Raw genomic sequence first — 14,053 nt, forward strand, 5'->3', positions numbered from 1 at the left:
AATATCTAAAATTTATAAAAATGATTTTTGTTAAAAATGGTGCCGAGGGTCGGACTTGAACCGACACAGGGTTGCCCCTACCAGATTTTGAGTCTGGCGCGTCTACCAGTTTCACCACCCCGGCGCAAACAAAGCAAAGTTTTAAAAATTACATATCGCACAAAATGCGAATCTTTATAGTGTGAATCTCAAAAAAGATTCAAAAATCGCAAAAGTTTTGGTGCGGTTGGCGAGACTTGAACTCGCACGAGTCGCCTCACCACCCCCTCAAGATGGCGTGTCTACCATTCCACCACAACCGCTAAAATCCGCCTAGATTCACGCGAATATAAAATCCACGCGAATCCAAACGCACACTTATGACAACAGCGGATTTGCGTAAAGCACGATGATTGCGATAACTAGCGTGTAAATAACCTGCGCCTCGATTAGCGCAATAGCGATAAACATCGTAGTGGATAGCTTTCCGCCGATGCCCGGATTTCGCGCCATACCTGAAATTGCCGCGCCAGCCGCATTTCCCATACCTATCGCGCCACCAAGTGCCGCAATGCCTAGCCCGATAACCGCGCCCATCGCAGAATACGCCTTGATTAGCTCAGTGCCAAGACCATCATTCGCACACGCTACGCCCACACAAGCCAAAAACAAAAAAAGAAACTTTTTCATATTTTCTCCATAATAAAGTATTTCAAAGCCCTGCCGTTCGGATTCATCTCCCTACTTATCCAAAACTTTGATAGGCGCAATTATTGCAAAATCAAAATAAAATTTCACTTATTTTTGCAAAATTTTTGAAAATTTGTGTGAATTTTGTGAAATTTTGGGATATTGAGAAATTTTGTGCTTTTTGCATAAAGATTCGCAAAGATTTGGCATTTTTACATAAAAACTTGGCTAAAAATCACACTATTTTATCTCATCTAAACCTTTGAAAAAGTCCTCCACGCTGACATTTAGGACGATTGCGATTTTTAGTAAATGCTCGATATTGAAGTGCTGTTTTTTGTGATAGATTTCTGCGCAAGAGACTAGCCCAACGCTTTTGTGTCCTATTTCTAGGGCTAGTTGCAGTTGCGTTAGTCCAGCTTTTTGCCTAGCGTTTTTGACATTTTGCCCTATGATTTTGTGGGCTTTTTCTAGGTAATCCTCTTGCATTGGGCGTTTTGCCACCTTTATTTTTATAAAAATTTTGTTTTCAAAACTAGCTATTACTAAGTTTGATTTAAATTTTAATATGCTAATATTGCATTTCAACTTGTTATAACTAGTTGAAAAATGAAAATTTAAGGGAGAGAAAAAATGCGTAACGAAATCGAAAAACTCAAATATCACATTAGCACCATAAAGGATAGTGTTGAGTTTATAAATATTGACGGCTTGGCTGTAAAAATGGATTTATCCAAAGAGCAGTTTGATAGATTGCTTGAAATTTGTGATGAATTTGAGCGTAGAATCGAAAATGAGAAATTTTTTAGCAAAGCTGAATTTGAAATGACGCTCGAAAATGAATTTGGAATCGGCTATCAAACGATAAAAATGATTGTTGATGATTTCGCAAAATATGGGCATTTTGACTATTTGATATATGTGTATATGCTTACATCATTAAGTAATGTGCCATTTGTCAAAGCAAAATACAAAAAACTTGATGAGGCAACAAAAAATTTCATCGATGAAGTGGTAAAAAATAGTAGAAAAACAACAAATGGGCAAAAATGAAAAAGCTAATATTATCCCTTGTGGCGATGGTGTGTGCTGTAAATGCTGGTGAAATGCAAGATTTGTGGTGTAAAGATAAGAGTTTATCATATTGCATAAAACATTTTGATAGGCAATGCGAGGCTAAAAATTATGGTGCTTGTAGTGTTGTGGGATATTTGCACCATAAATTAGAGCAATATAGCGAATCCAAAAAATACTTTGAATTAGTTTGCGATAAAGCAAATAGTAAATCTACCTTTCAATTTGAGCAAATCAATGGTGCTTTAAGCAATAAAGTCCCCGCTATTACATTTATGCAAGCAGATTGTTTTTCGTTAGCAGGATACCATTCTTATGGTTTGGGCGTTAGGCAAGATTATATAAAAGCATTGCAATATCATAAAAAGGCTTGTGATTTGGGTAATGCGTTATCTTGTGCTTTGGCTGGTGGTGCGTATTATTTTGGCGAAGACATAAAGACAGATTACAGACTAGCAAAAAGCTATTTTGAAAAATCCTGTGAAATGCAAAGTGGTCGTGGTTGCGTTGGATTAGGTGCAATGTATGGGGATGGCGTAGGTGTAGCCAAAAATCTATCCAAAGCAAAAGAGTTATATGGCAAAGCTTGTGATTTGGGTGAGCAAATTGGCTGTGATGCTTATAAAGAGCTGAATGAAAAGGGTGTGAGATAATGAAAAAGCTGATTTTTGCCCTTGTGGCTATAATGTGTGGCGTGTGTGCTGTAAATGCTGGTGAAATGCAGGAAACAATATGTGGCAATAAAAGTTTATCATATTGCATAAAGCATTTTGACAAACAATGCGAAGCTAAAAATTATGGTGCTTGTTTTTCGTTGGGAGCATTATATCAAGAGCAAGAACAATATAGTAAAGTTAAAAAATACTTTGAATTAGTTTGCGATAAAGCAAATAGCAAAGATTCATATCAAACAGAGCTAATAGATGGTAGTTTGAGTAAAAAAGTCCCCGCTATTGAAATAATGCAAGCAGCTTGTGGTAATTTAGCAAACTTCTATACCAATGGAACAGGTGTTAGGCAAGATTATATAAAAGCATTGCAATATTATAAAAAATCTTGTGGTTTGGGCTTTGCAGAATCTTGTGCCGTTGCTGGTAGTGTATATTTTTTAGGTATAGGCACAAAGATAGACTACAAACTAGCAAAAAGCTATGTAGAAAAAGCCTGTGAAATGCAAAATGGTTTTGGTTGCTTTGGACTAGGTGTATTGTATGGGGAAGGCAAAGGCGTCCCACAAAATCTATCAAAAGCAAAAGAGCTATACGGCAAAGCGTGTGATTTAGGATTTCAAGAAGGCTGTGATGCTTATTAAAGAGCTGAATGAAAAGGGTGTGAGATGAATAGAGAAGATATGAATTGGAATGAAATATTGCTAGAATCGGCTAAAAATAATAATTTTGAGAAAGTTAAGGAAAGCATAGAAAATGGCGCAGATATAGGTATTAAAAATAATAATGGCAAAACCGCACTAGATTATGCAAAGCCAGATGCGATAAGTAGCTTTTTTTAAGATTGCTAGGCAACATAATGGGCAAGGAAATAAAGTCAAGTGAGATAATAAAACTACTAGATGAGACTATTGATTTCGCCCAAAAGGCATTAGAGGGACATATAGAAATGTGCCACGAACAATGTATAAAAGAAATCGAAGCGCAATGGAAAGGAACGATAAAGTTTAACAGCGCAGATGATTTGTCATCGCATTTTTCTTTGGTGGGCGATGATGAAATAGTGCATATAGGATTGTTGAATTTGCATATAAAGGCACTTAAAACATATCGTGCAAAGTTGATAGATGAGCATAATAAGCTACAAATGGACTATTGCTTGGAGAGACAAAAAAATCGCCTTGCTATAATCACTGCTACAATCGGCGCAATCGGCGTAGCAATAGGCGCAGGAATAACTTTGATGTTAAAACAATGAATCGCATTTGCGATTCGCGTGAAATTATCCGTCATTGCGAGGCGTTTGAGCGAAGCGGAAACAACGAAGCAATCTATTTAGGGGGACTTGCGAATCTAATGTGAATCGCTTACTTTTGGCGAATCTGTGGGCAGATTCTAAAAATCTAATTTATCGATTCAATTTTGTGGCATTGTTTTTATTTGCCTTTTAGATTCGCGGGGTTTGGATTGCCACGAAAATTCGCTTACGCTCATTTTCTCGCAATGACGGCAATATTTTCGATTCGCATTTGATTTGTGGATTGCTTCACCTTGCTGTCGCAAGGACTCGCAATGACGGGCGGGGCAAGATTCGCTTTATTTTTTTGGATTGCTTCGGCGATAAATCGCCTCGCAATGACGGATTTTTTATTTAAAGATTCGTTGAATCGCCTCGCAATGACAAAATGCGTAGTGATTCGCCAAATCGCACGAAATTTGCAATATTTAGCACAAATTTAGCTCGATTTTGTCGTTATTTATCCCTACGATTTCGACATTCACACTCTGCCCTTCGCTAAAATCGCTCAAATTTAGCCCATTGCGCGATAATTTTGAAGCGTGAATCAGCCCATCGACACCATTTTTTATCTCCACAAACACCCCAAAATGCACGACACTTTTTACCACACCGCTAAATTTTTCGCCCACCGCAAATTTCTCCACCGCAAAATCTACGCATTTCAAAATCTCCGCCTTTGCCTCCGCGAGATTCGCGCCATTTGCGCCAAAAAGCGTGATTTGTCCGCTGTCTTTTGCGATATCTACGCTCACTTCAAATCGCTCGATTATTCGCTTGATATTTTTGCCACCGCTACCAATTATAAGCGGGATTTTGCCCTGTGGCACGGAGAAAGTCTCGCTTTTTGGCGCATTGTCATTTAGCACGATTTGTGCCTTTGCATTTTGCATTTTTTCTAAAATCGCTAGTCTCGCCACACGCGCAGAATCTAGCGCACCGCTTAAAATCTCCACGCTAACATCGCTAATCTTTATATCCATTTGAAGCGCGGTTATGCCGTTTTCATTCCCCGCGACTTTGAAGTCCATATCGCCTTCAAAGTCCTCAACCCCCGCAATATCGCTTAAAATCGCATATTTATCGCCCTCTTTAATTAACCCCATCGCAACACCAGCGACTAAAAATTCTGGCTTTAACCCCGCCGCAAACAGGCTCAAACTTCCCCCACACACGCTTGCCATCGATGAGCTACCATTTGATTCAAGCACTTCGCTTACAATGCGAATGGTTTTATCGCCCTGTGATTTTAGCGATGATTCTAATGCCTTCTTTGCCAAATTGCCGTGCCCTAGCTCTCTGCGCCCCACTGCGCCGATTGGATATGCCTCGCCTGTGGAGAATGATGGGAAGTTGTAGTGAAATAAAAATCTTTCTTTTTTGCTTTTTGTGCCTACATTATCCACGATTTGGGCATCAGATTCTGCGCCAAGCGTGCAAACCGCAAGGACTTGCGTCTCGCCACGAGTGAAAAGTGCGCTTCCGTGCGCATTTGGCAAGATATTTGTAGCGATAGAGATTTTGCGAATCTCATCTAATCTCCGCCCATCAAGGCGAATGCGCTCATTTAAAATCATATTGCGGATAAAGTTTCGCTTAAATTTTGCCACGCTTTTTTCTACCACGCTTTCGCTAAACTTAGATTCTGCGATGATTTGGCGTTTTAAGAGATTTAGTGGCGCATTATTTTCGCCCATTTTTTGAATTACATTCTCCAAATCTTTGCCATAATTTTTAGAAATTTTCGCAAACGCCAAATCTAAATCCGCCAAATCTAAATCCGCGCAATCCGCCGAATCTAAATCCACGCAATCCACGCAATCCGCAACATTCGCTAAATCTAAATCCCCCAAATCCCCCAAATCCAAATGCGCTTTTTTATGTGGATTTAGCGCGTTTTCATACATTTTTGCATTTGCATTCAATTTTTCTTTTGCCAAATTTAGCGCGCAAATCATCTTTGATTCACATAGCGAATCGCAATTACTTTTAAACTCAATCATCGAAATATTCTCGCTCCCAGCGACAAATAAATCGATTGTAGATTCTGCGATATTTGGCGGATTTATCACAAAATTATCATCGATTAGTCCCACGCGAATCGCACTCACCGCAGAATCTATCGGGACATTTGAAATATAAAGTGCCATAGACGCCGCATTTAACGCCAAAACTTGTAAATCACAACTCTCATCGCCACTTAGCACAAACACGCTAATTTGCAACGGATAGCGAAAATTTTTAGCAAAAAGCGGACGCAAACTTCTATCAATCAGTCGCGAAGTAAGCACTTCAAAATCGCTAGGTTTGCCCTCCCGCTTTAAAAATCCGCTTGGGATTTTGCCATTTGCATAAGACTTCTCAATATATTGCACGGTTAAGGGCAAAAAGTCGCCTTCAATTTGTGTGCCTTCCATCGCCACCACCGCTAAAATCACCGCTTTTTCTTTACGCAATAAAATCGCTCCATTTGCCTTTTTTGCGACTTCATCGATTGCCAAAATCTCGCCATTTTCTAACATTATCTCCATTTTATCTCCCTTTAAATTTGTCATTTAACGCTTCAAACGCAGAATCTGCATTGCCAAAGTCCTTGTAATAATGCTCCGTATCCACAAAGTGCTTTGGCGCATACACAAAAAAGATATTATCCACCGCGTTTTCTAACTGCAAAAGCGTAGATTCTGCGATGATTGGCGTAAAAATGCGAATGGTGCTACATAACTTTTTCTTGCAAGTTTTGATTGCCACACTCATTTTAAGTCCGCTCTCCACGCCATCATCAACCAAAATCACATTGCATTTATCAAGTGCGCTGATATTTTCGCCCTTGCGATATTTATAAATATCAGGCAAAATCTTCTCATCATATCGCCTTTTTGCTTCGCCATAAATAAAATCATAACTTATACCAAAGGACTGCACAAGCGCGCTATTTATCGCAATATCCATATTTTCGCTAACTATCGCCACTTCGCATTCATTATTTTTTGGCGCAAAAATCGATTCGCTAAATAAATAATCAAATGGCACATTAAATCGCCTTGCAATCTCACTTGCATTAAAAAGTCCTCCCGCACTTATTGCAACCAAAATCGTCCCGCTTTTCTCAAACTCCGCACTTGGCGTTTTATCAAGCAATTTATTTAGCGCATCGCTTCTATTTTCAAACTTTTCATAAACCCTATCAATCATTGCTTCTTACGCTCTCTTTGAAATTATATTTTATGCTAGTTGAAGTCAGTGGCACGAATCTAAACTCCAAACTAATATAGCGATTTGTGATGGACTTCGCCCCTTCTTTTGTTAAAATGGGCGTAATCTCATTTGCAAATTTTAGTCCAATGCCAAAGCAACGAATGTCTTTTGCAATACTCACATTCCAATCTCTTAAATAATTTTGATTAAAATCATATCCAACATCGCCTTTGAGTGAGAAATACTCAAAGTCGTGCGCTAGTTTTAGTCGCAAAAAATTTGCCGTAGTCTCCACACACGCACCATCTAAGCACTCTTTATAATTGCCATCGAATTTTTGCCGTAAATAATAAGTCGCACTCCCTTGAAAATACCCATATCGCGCATTTATTGAAAATGAGATTTCATCTAAATTTTGAAATTTATGCGAGTAAGAAAGCGTATTTGAAACGCTAATATTATCAAAAATATTAAATCCAATTTCATTGCGAAGAGAGCTAAATCGCTCAATATCCTCCAATCCATCGCCTAAATCCACGAGTTGCGACATTCGATGATATAATATTTCGCCCCCATCGATATCAAAAAAATACTGCGAAAATCCCAAGCGAAGGGATGGCTTCACATCGCTAAAAATCGTATTTGACTTAAACGCCGGATAAAGTTCGGCGTCTGTGGCGGTAGATTCAGCATTTAAAATATTATTTTCATCATCTTTGTAAGAATAAAGCGGATTTGTAAGTTCTGCTTTAAAATTTAGCGCGTGAAAGAATTTATTATAATGCTTTGCAATATCACTTGCGATGAAAAATCCATAGTTCGCGCTAAAATAGTTGCTTGTCTTATTTTGCTTGATTTTATCGCTTAATTTATCTGCGCGAGTTAGTGTGACAACTCCGGCATTTGCACTCACACTCGCCCCAAGCGTAGCATATCCGCCAAAAATCGGCAAGTGAAAGTTTAGTGGCACACGCACACTATTATCCACATATCCAAATCCGCGATAACGCATAATATTTTTGGTATTTGCATCGATTGAATAGGTTAGATTGCTAATGCCAAGTTGCGAAGTGTATTTATGATATTGAAAATGCGGCAAAGTATGCAAGGTGGCGTCATTTGTAGGACTTTGCAAGTCTAAAAAATATTTGAAATATAATCCCGCGTAATGCTCGCCTTTTGTGCCAAAGAAGTTTGCCTTTGAAGTTTGGATACGATTTTCAATATCTGTGTTCTCTGCGTCTTGCAAACGAATATAATCCACATCATTCATAAAGCGAAAATCCAAATGCAAACCATCATCATATCCATCAAAAAATTCGCTTAAAATGCCCCTCCGCTCGTGATTGAAGTTGAATCCATAAATGTATTTGTTTTGCACATTATTTTTTATCATATATTTATGAAAATTATCAAAAAATCCAGCGTTAAAATAAAATAATTGATTTTGCAAATCCACAAATCGCAGTTCCATATTGCCACCATATCCGCGCGAAAAGCGAATCTGTGGCGTTAGCGTCATATCCCAAAAACTATGCGTTGCGATAAAAAATGGTTGCAAATATACAAATCCCTCCAAACTTGACTGCGTAAAACTTGGATATAAAAATCCCGTGCTTCGCTCTTGCTTTGTGGAGAGAAAAATATATGGCAACCACAGCACGGGGACATTTTTGATATAAATGCGCGGATTCCATATTCCTACGATATTGCTCTCTTGATTGAAAGTCCCAGAAGTGCCCTCAATCCGCCACACAGGGTCGCTAATCTCACAAGCGCTAATGATTGGGTCATCAAACTCAAAGAATTTATCTTTGCCTTTGGTATTTTTCGCGCTAATCCACACGCCAGATTCTGCGTCTTGGATATAAACAGGTTCGATTAGATAGAACTTTTCATCAAAATTCACCTTTGCATTTTGCGTAGAAAAATATAAATTGCCATCTTTGTAAAACTGCGCATTCCCGCTGACTTCCGCTTCGCGCGTCTTTGTATTATACTTTATCAAATCCGCGATTATATAGACATTTTGCGAAATCAAAGAGGCATTGCCCTTTGCGATGACAACTGAATTATCGCTAGATTCTACGCTATCAGCGTAAAGTTCAAAGATTCGATTATTATCCCTATCAAACTCGCTTACCGCACTTTGCGCAACTAAAATCTGTGCGAAAAAAACGACTGCTAGGGCAAATCTCATTCTATCTCTTGCCTTATGTCAATTACGATTGTTTTGATAATCAAATCGTGCATCGCGCGTCTAAATGTATCTCCAAACGCCACTAAAAACGGGATATAAAGTAAAAGCGTAGAAATTATGCGAATAAGAGAGCGAAGCACCGCATCTAGCGCATTTGGCTTATCAAGTGTGTCGATTTTCACAATCTTAATCTTACAAATAATCTTACCCAAACTCGCTCCATAAAGCGCGGTAAAAATGCTATGGTAGGCGACTTGAAGTGCGAAAATATATAAAAACGCATTTGATAAAAGCGTCTGAATCTGCTCCACATCGCCCCTTAATGTGGAGAGTTCGCCGAAAAATCCTACAAAAATAATTAGCGAAATGATGATTTCATCGATGAAAAATGCTAGGATTCGCCGCTCGTCACTTGCGATTTTCAACCCTTCTCTATCCAAAATATCCATTAGATTCATTAAAAATGTCCTTTATTTTGTGCGAAAATCGCCCTGTGATTCGTGGCAATTTACGCATTTAAATCCAAAAACACAAAAACGCAGAATCTACCATTTTTAGACTTAAAATGTAGAATAAAATTAAAAAATCCCCCTCCCTTGCGGAGGTTAAATCAAACTCTCCCCCTCCCTTGTGGCGGTGTTTCTATTTTCTCCCCCTCTCAAATGCGCGCGGGGGATTAAGGGGGTGGGTAGATTCTGCGTTGAGATTCTGCGAAATTGTGTTAGATTCTGCGTTTATTTCGTCATTGCGAGAAGTCGGCACGACTTCGTGGCAATCCAAAAAAACTCCCGTGCGATAAATACCCCACCCCAAACTCCTCCCGCAAGGGGAGGGGTTTTCTCTGTTTTTCTCCCCCTCCCTTGCGGAGGGGGATTAAGGGGGTGGGTTAGATTCTACAAATTTGTCTAAAATTTATTACGATTCGCAGAATCTAGCGTTAATTTTGTGCTGAATCTTTTTGTGCTGAATCTTTTTGTGCGATAATTAGCGAACAGACATTGCAAAAATATCGTTTGCTAAATTTAACGCCAAAGCCCAAATTTTGCAGTTTGTGGGCGATTTGCTCCAAACTCAAAAATCCATCTACCGAATTTGGCAAATATTTATACGCAGCGTAATTTTTGGAGATAAAGCCCCCGATATAGGGCAAGATTCGCTTGGTGTAAAATCGCGCGATTTTATCAAAAATATTTTCGTTGTCCTTTTTGCTAAACTCCAAAATCACCAAAATGCCGTTTTTGCGCAAAACGCGGTGAAATTCTTTTAGCGCGGAATCCACTTCGACAACATTTCGCAAACCATAGGCGATTGAGAGAATATCCACGCTATCGCTATCTACACGCAAATCCTTTGCCTCGCCATTTTGCAAAATCACGGAGGGTGGGAGCTTTTGGGCTGCGATTTTTAGCATTTCATTTGAAGGGTCGATGCCACGAATGGAGGTTAATTTTGGTGCGTTTTCTTTTTGGCAATTTGCCTTTGGGTATTCATTTGAATTATTTTCGCATAAAACTTCGCTCGATGGACGCCCAAGTCCTATCTCGCTTGTTTCACGCGAAAATAATCCAAAGCAACACCGCAATCCGTAGGATTTGCGAGCAAAGCGAAGCAACCAATCCTTCGATTGTTTGTTTTGCGTATTTTGCATTTTATTAGATTCTGCATTCGCAGAATCTACCCACCCCCTAGCCCCCTCCGCAAGGGAGGGGGAATCTTTGGATTGCTTCGATTCGCGTTGCGAATCTCGCAATGACGGATTATTTAAATCTTTTAAATCATTTGCAATTCTAGTATCTTGCGCAAGATTTGTGGGTTGCGCAGAAAAATCCGTGCGAGATAAGGCTGGTTGCCTATCGAGTGCGGATTTTTCAAGCTCCCGCAAAGATTGCGTAAGAGACGAATTGCATACTTTTAACCAACAAAGTATCATATCTCCCGTGCCACAGGCAACATCTAATATATCTAGCGAATCTTTTTCGCACAATCCTATCGCTTTTTCGCACGCTTCTTTGCGCCATTTTTTATCAATCCCAAAGCTTAAAATGCGATTTGCAATGTCATAATTTTGCGCGATTGAATCAAACATTGCCACGATTTCGCGCTGTTTGCTGTCTATTTTTTTCATAGCGAATCTAAAAAATCCTGCATTATTTCTATTTGCTCATTCACGCGCACTTCCGCGCTTCCACCATAAGAATCGCGCGAATTTAGCGAAGTTTGCAAATCTAACACCACCTTTGCACCATCCAAGTTTGAATCCTGCGCACACAGCTCATTTTCGCTTAATTCGCTAATATCTTTGCCCATAGATTCGGCGAATCCTACGACTTTGCCTACGATATGATGTGCGTCTCTAAAACTGACGCCCTTTTTTTGCACCAAAAAGTCCGCCAAATCTGTCGCAGTCAAATGCCCCATTTTTGCCTTATTTAGCATTGAATCGGCGTTGATTTGCACTTCTTTTAGCATCGCATTTAGCACTTTTAGGCAAATGCTGATATTTTTCACGCTATCAAAAAGGGCTTCTTTGTCCTCTTGCATATCTTTGTTATACGCCAAAGGCAGGGCTTTCATAGTGGTTAGCAGTGCAAGTAGATTGCCAAAAATTCTGCCACTTTTGCCACGAATAAGCTCTGGCACATCGGGGTTTTTCTTATTTGGCATTATAGAACTCCCTGTGGCAAAGGAATCGCTAATGGTTATAAAGCCAAATTCGCTACTACTCCACAAAATCAGCTCTTCAGCAAAGCGCGAAGAATGAAGCGCAATCATCGCTATTGCATACAGCAAATCAAGCGCGAAATCTCTCTCGCTTACCGAATCCATCGCATTAAACGAAGGCGCAGAAAATCCTAACTTTGTCGCACAAAAATCCCGCTTTATTTTATATGGACTACCCGCCAAAGCCGCACTCCCAAGCGGACAAAAATCATTGCGCTCATAGTCGCTTTTAAGGCGCAAAATATCGCGCCGAAATGCAAAGCAATACGCAAGGATATGAAATGCAAAGCTCACAGGCTGGGCGTGTTGCAAGTGCGTCATACCGGGCATAATCGTTGTGGTGTGATTTTTTGCGATATTTAAAAGCGTGGCGATTAAATCCTTTAAAAGCCCTTGAATCGCCACATTTTGCTTTTGGACATAGAGCCTTGTATCAAGGGCGACTTGGTCGTTGCGCGAACGCGCAGTGTGGAGCTTTTTGCCAACTTCGCCGATAAGTTGCACCAAACGCCGTTCGATTGCCATATGAATGTCCTCATCGGCGATTTTGAAGCTAAATTCATCATTTTCGATTTCGCTTTGAATCTTATCCAAACCGCCCAAAATGAAGTTTTTTTCGCTGTCGCTCAAAATCCCTATACGATTTAGCATTTCTGCGTGAATCTTACTGCCAAAAATATCCTCCGCATAAAGCTCTTTGTCAAAATGAATCGAAGCGTTAAATTCCTCCAACACTTTTGCGCTTGTCTCGCGAAATCGCCCTCCCCAAAGCTTTGCCACGATTGCCACCTAAAATTTTAGTATCGCGCTAAATGCGATTACAAAAATGCACAGCGTAGGCACTTCGTTGTAGATTCGGTAGAATTTGCCACTTTTTGCGTAAATGTCATTTTTTAGATTGCGCAAATGTCGCCCACAATCGAAATGATAGATGATTAGCAAAAATGCAAAGAGCAATTTTAGATGAAACCAACCGCCTGATTTAAACAAATCCATATTTAGCGCAATCATCGCAATGCCCGTTAGAATCGTTACCACAATCGCGGGTGTGCCGATAAAATAGTAGAGTTTGTCCTCTTGAATCTTTACTACGCTCACAAAATCCGCTTTGTCCTTATTTTCTGTGTGATAGACAAAAAGTCGTGGCAAGTAAAACAAAACCGCCATCCACGAAGCAAACGCCACAATATGAAGTGCTTTTAAGATAAGATATAAATTCATAAATTTCCCCTTTTTCGCGCTAGATTCTGCGAAATTCGCGCTAGATTCTGCGAAATTTACGCTAGATTCTGCGAATTTGGTATAAAAATGCGAATTATGGCACAAAAAATCTTAAAAATAAATTTCATTTTAAGCAAATATAGGCAAAAATTGCGCTTTTAATTTTGAAAGTTAAGGGAGAAATATGAAAAGATTAGCATTGATTTTTGCGCTAATTGCGGGATTTTTTATTATCGGGTGCGGAGATTCTGCAAACGCAGAATCTAGCGAAAATACTTTAATCACAATCAAAGTCGGCGCGACGCCAAACCCTCACGCGCGGATTTTGGAGAATATTAAAGATGATTTGAAAAGTGAAGGCATTGACTTGCAGATTGTCGAATTTAGCGATTATGTATTGCCAAATATCGCGCTAAATGACGGCGAATTGGATGCGAATTTCCACCAGCACCAGCCGTATTTGGATAAATTATCAGCGGATAGAAAGTTAGATTTGAAGTCCATCGCAAAAATTCACATCGAACCGCTTGGATTTTACTCTAAAAAAATTACGGATATTTCCGCGCTAAAAAATGGCGCGACAATCGCCATCCCAAACGACCCTAGCAACGGCGGGCGGGCACTTATTTTGCTTCACAATAATGGACTTTTGAAGTTAAAAGATGAAAATAATTTATACGCCACAGAGATTGACATCGCGCAGAATCCGAAGAAATTAAAGATTAAACCTGTGGATGCGGCGATGCTGCCAAAAATCATTGGCGATGTGGATTGCGCGGTAATCAATGGAAACTATGCCTTGCAAGCGGGGATGAGCGCGAAAGATGCGCTATTTTTAGAGGACTCGCGCTCGCCTTATGCGAATATTTTGGTGGTGCGAAGCGGTGAGGCGCAGAATCCAAATTTATTAAAGTTGAAAAATGCGCTGACGAGCGCGAAAACAAAGGCGTTTTTGGAGGAAACATATAAAGGCGAAGTGGTGCCAGCATTTTAATTTTATAAGTG

Annotated in this window: 18 protein-coding genes, 2 tRNA genes and 1 pseudogene; 7 read left to right on the forward strand and 14 right to left on the reverse strand. The window is 39.7% G+C overall.

Features of this window, described 5'->3' with window-relative positions; translation table 11 throughout:
* Positions 1 to 37 precede the first annotated feature (37 nt).
* From ACWIUE_RS01810 to ACWIUE_RS01825, 4 genes are all read right to left on the reverse strand, one after another.
* Positions 38 to 124 (reverse strand) — tRNA-Leu (locus ACWIUE_RS01810).
* A 94-nt stretch (positions 125 to 218) separates the two neighbouring features.
* A tRNA-Leu gene (locus tag ACWIUE_RS01815) sits at positions 219 to 302 on the reverse strand.
* 55 nt (positions 303 to 357) lie between these two features.
* A complete protein-coding gene (locus ACWIUE_RS01820; protein WP_454134321.1) occupies positions 358 to 669 on the reverse strand; it encodes a F0F1 ATP synthase subunit C in 312 nt (103 codons plus the stop codon).
* 240 nt (positions 670 to 909) lie between these two features.
* The gene (locus ACWIUE_RS01825; protein ID WP_454134323.1) at positions 910 to 1,158 is read right to left on the reverse strand and encodes a helix-turn-helix domain-containing protein; all 249 of its coding nucleotides are present in this window, start codon (positions 1,156 to 1,158) and stop codon (positions 910 to 912) included.
* Positions 1,159 to 1,302: 144 nt separating this feature from the next.
* Here ACWIUE_RS01825 and ACWIUE_RS01830 point away from each other — a divergent pair, with 144 nt between their 5' ends.
* Genes ACWIUE_RS01830 through ACWIUE_RS01850 form a run of 5 tightly spaced genes read left to right on the forward strand, consistent with a single transcriptional unit; the run spans position 1,303 to position 3,669 of the window.
* The gene (locus tag ACWIUE_RS01830; protein ID WP_454134325.1) at positions 1,303 to 1,722 is read left to right on the forward strand and encodes a hypothetical protein; all 420 of its coding nucleotides are present in this window, start codon (positions 1,303 to 1,305) and stop codon (positions 1,720 to 1,722) included.
* The gene (locus ACWIUE_RS01835; protein WP_454134326.1) at positions 1,719 to 2,396 is read left to right on the forward strand and encodes a tetratricopeptide repeat protein; all 678 of its coding nucleotides are present in this window, start codon (positions 1,719 to 1,721) and stop codon (positions 2,394 to 2,396) included. Before ACWIUE_RS01830 ends, ACWIUE_RS01835 begins: the two co-directional genes overlap by 4 nt.
* Positions 2,396 to 3,055: a tetratricopeptide repeat protein gene (locus ACWIUE_RS01840; protein ID WP_454134328.1), complete on the forward strand. Its 660-nt coding sequence runs from the start codon at positions 2,396 to 2,398 to the stop codon at positions 3,053 to 3,055. Before ACWIUE_RS01835 ends, ACWIUE_RS01840 begins: the two co-directional genes overlap by 1 nt.
* A 24-nt stretch (positions 3,056 to 3,079) precedes the next feature.
* Positions 3,080 to 3,253 (forward strand): ankyrin repeat domain-containing protein, encoded by a 174-nt coding sequence (locus ACWIUE_RS01845; RefSeq protein WP_454134330.1) that lies wholly within the window; start codon positions 3,080 to 3,082, stop codon positions 3,251 to 3,253.
* A gap of 17 nt (positions 3,254 to 3,270) precedes the next feature.
* Entirely contained in the window at positions 3,271 to 3,669 is a 399-nt protein-coding gene (locus ACWIUE_RS01850) for a hypothetical protein (RefSeq protein ID WP_454134332.1), read from the forward strand.
* Positions 3,670 to 3,827: 158 nt separating this feature from the next.
* Here ACWIUE_RS01850 and ACWIUE_RS01855 read toward each other — a convergent pair whose 3' ends face one another.
* Complete coding sequence (locus tag ACWIUE_RS01855; protein WP_454134334.1) at positions 3,828 to 3,974, reverse strand: hypothetical protein; 147 nt, start codon at positions 3,972 to 3,974, stop codon at positions 3,828 to 3,830.
* Positions 3,975 to 3,983: 9 nt separating this feature from the next.
* On the opposite strand from ACWIUE_RS01855, the gene ACWIUE_RS01860 reads away from it, so the two are divergent.
* Entirely contained in the window at positions 3,984 to 4,151 is a 168-nt protein-coding gene (locus tag ACWIUE_RS01860; protein WP_454134336.1) for a hypothetical protein, read from the forward strand.
* On the opposite strand, the gene ACWIUE_RS01865 is transcribed toward ACWIUE_RS01860, so the two are convergent.
* The 9 genes and pseudogenes from ACWIUE_RS01865 to hemJ all read right to left on the reverse strand — a co-directional run bounded on the left by ACWIUE_RS01865 (position 4,137) and on the right by hemJ (position 13,048).
* Positions 4,137 to 6,239: a polyribonucleotide nucleotidyltransferase gene (locus ACWIUE_RS01865; protein WP_454134338.1), complete on the reverse strand. Its 2,103-nt coding sequence runs from the start codon at positions 6,237 to 6,239 to the stop codon at positions 4,137 to 4,139. The two genes, ACWIUE_RS01860 and ACWIUE_RS01865, sit on opposite strands and share 15 nt — an antisense overlap.
* Before the next feature lies 1 nt (position 6,240).
* On the reverse strand, positions 6,241 to 6,903 hold the full coding sequence (locus tag ACWIUE_RS01870) for a phosphoribosyltransferase family protein (RefSeq protein WP_454134340.1): 663 nt from the start codon (positions 6,901 to 6,903) through the stop codon (positions 6,241 to 6,243).
* Positions 6,896 to 9,106 carry an LPS-assembly protein LptD gene (locus ACWIUE_RS01875; protein WP_454134341.1) on the reverse strand — a complete coding sequence of 737 codons (2,211 nt, stop codon included), beginning with the start codon at positions 9,104 to 9,106 and terminating at the stop codon, positions 6,896 to 6,898. The genes ACWIUE_RS01870 and ACWIUE_RS01875 overlap by 8 nt, the downstream gene beginning before the upstream one ends.
* The gene (locus tag ACWIUE_RS01880; protein WP_454134343.1) at positions 9,103 to 9,564 is read right to left on the reverse strand and encodes an RDD family protein; all 462 of its coding nucleotides are present in this window, start codon (positions 9,562 to 9,564) and stop codon (positions 9,103 to 9,105) included. The genes ACWIUE_RS01875 and ACWIUE_RS01880 overlap by 4 nt, the downstream gene beginning before the upstream one ends.
* A 184-nt stretch (positions 9,565 to 9,748) precedes the next feature.
* Entirely contained in the window at positions 9,749 to 9,919 is a 171-nt protein-coding gene (locus ACWIUE_RS01885; RefSeq protein WP_454134344.1) for a hypothetical protein, read from the reverse strand.
* 124 nt (positions 9,920 to 10,043) lie between these two features.
* Positions 10,044 to 10,754 carry a class I SAM-dependent methyltransferase gene (locus ACWIUE_RS01890; protein WP_454134534.1) on the reverse strand — a complete coding sequence of 237 codons (711 nt, stop codon included), beginning with the start codon at positions 10,752 to 10,754 and terminating at the stop codon, positions 10,044 to 10,046.
* A 243-nt stretch (positions 10,755 to 10,997) separates the two neighbouring features.
* Positions 10,998 to 11,231, reverse strand: a pseudogene (locus tag ACWIUE_RS01895) (class I SAM-dependent methyltransferase); the annotation flags it as partial.
* Positions 11,228 to 12,607 (reverse strand): argininosuccinate lyase, encoded by a 1,380-nt coding sequence (gene argH, locus ACWIUE_RS01900; protein WP_454134346.1) that lies wholly within the window; start codon positions 12,605 to 12,607, stop codon positions 11,228 to 11,230. The pseudogene ACWIUE_RS01895 and the gene argH, both read right to left, overlap by 4 nt.
* A gap of 9 nt (positions 12,608 to 12,616) precedes the next feature.
* Entirely contained in the window at positions 12,617 to 13,048 is a 432-nt protein-coding gene (gene hemJ / locus ACWIUE_RS01905) for a protoporphyrinogen oxidase HemJ (RefSeq protein ID WP_454134536.1), read from the reverse strand.
* A 184-nt stretch (positions 13,049 to 13,232) separates the two neighbouring features.
* On the opposite strand from hemJ, the gene ACWIUE_RS01910 reads away from it, so the two are divergent.
* Positions 13,233 to 14,042 carry a MetQ/NlpA family ABC transporter substrate-binding protein gene (locus ACWIUE_RS01910; protein ID WP_454134348.1) on the forward strand — a complete coding sequence of 270 codons (810 nt, stop codon included), beginning with the start codon at positions 13,233 to 13,235 and terminating at the stop codon, positions 14,040 to 14,042.
* Positions 14,043 to 14,053: the final 11 nt, after the last annotated feature.

This window comes from Helicobacter sp. 23-1045 (assembly GCF_053654655.1).

Excerpts from the sequence above, each read along its gene's own strand:
- ACWIUE_RS01820 (WP_454134321.1), bottom strand. The coding sequence starts at position 669 with ATGAAAAAGTTTCTTTTTTTGTTTTTGGCTTGTGTGGGCGTAGCGTGT.
- ACWIUE_RS01825 (WP_454134323.1), bottom strand. The coding sequence starts at position 1,158 with ATGCAAGAGGATTACCTAGAAAAAGCCCACAAAATCATAGGGCAAAAT.
- ACWIUE_RS01830 (WP_454134325.1), top strand. The coding sequence starts at position 1,303 with ATGCGTAACGAAATCGAAAAACTCAAATATCACATTAGCACCATAAAG.
- ACWIUE_RS01835 (WP_454134326.1), top strand. The coding sequence starts at position 1,719 with ATGAAAAAGCTAATATTATCCCTTGTGGCGATGGTGTGTGCTGTAAAT.
- ACWIUE_RS01840 (WP_454134328.1), top strand. The coding sequence starts at position 2,396 with ATGAAAAAGCTGATTTTTGCCCTTGTGGCTATAATGTGTGGCGTGTGT.
- ACWIUE_RS01845 (WP_454134330.1), top strand. The coding sequence starts at position 3,080 with ATGAATAGAGAAGATATGAATTGGAATGAAATATTGCTAGAATCGGCT.
- ACWIUE_RS01850 (WP_454134332.1), top strand. The coding sequence starts at position 3,271 with ATGGGCAAGGAAATAAAGTCAAGTGAGATAATAAAACTACTAGATGAG.
- ACWIUE_RS01860 (WP_454134336.1), top strand. The coding sequence starts at position 3,984 with ATGACGGGCGGGGCAAGATTCGCTTTATTTTTTTGGATTGCTTCGGCG.
- ACWIUE_RS01865 (WP_454134338.1), bottom strand. The coding sequence starts at position 6,239 with ATGGAGATAATGTTAGAAAATGGCGAGATTTTGGCAATCGATGAAGTC.
- ACWIUE_RS01870 (WP_454134340.1), bottom strand. The coding sequence starts at position 6,903 with ATGATTGATAGGGTTTATGAAAAGTTTGAAAATAGAAGCGATGCGCTA.
- ACWIUE_RS01875 (WP_454134341.1), bottom strand. The coding sequence starts at position 9,106 with ATGAGATTTGCCCTAGCAGTCGTTTTTTTCGCACAGATTTTAGTTGCG.
- ACWIUE_RS01880 (WP_454134343.1), bottom strand. The coding sequence starts at position 9,564 with ATGAATCTAATGGATATTTTGGATAGAGAAGGGTTGAAAATCGCAAGT.
- ACWIUE_RS01890 (WP_454134534.1), bottom strand. The coding sequence starts at position 10,754 with ATGCAAAATACGCAAAACAAACAATCGAAGGATTGGTTGCTTCGCTTT.
- hemJ (WP_454134536.1), bottom strand. The coding sequence starts at position 13,048 with ATGAATTTATATCTTATCTTAAAAGCACTTCATATTGTGGCGTTTGCT.
- ACWIUE_RS01910 (WP_454134348.1), top strand. The coding sequence starts at position 13,233 with ATGAAAAGATTAGCATTGATTTTTGCGCTAATTGCGGGATTTTTTATT.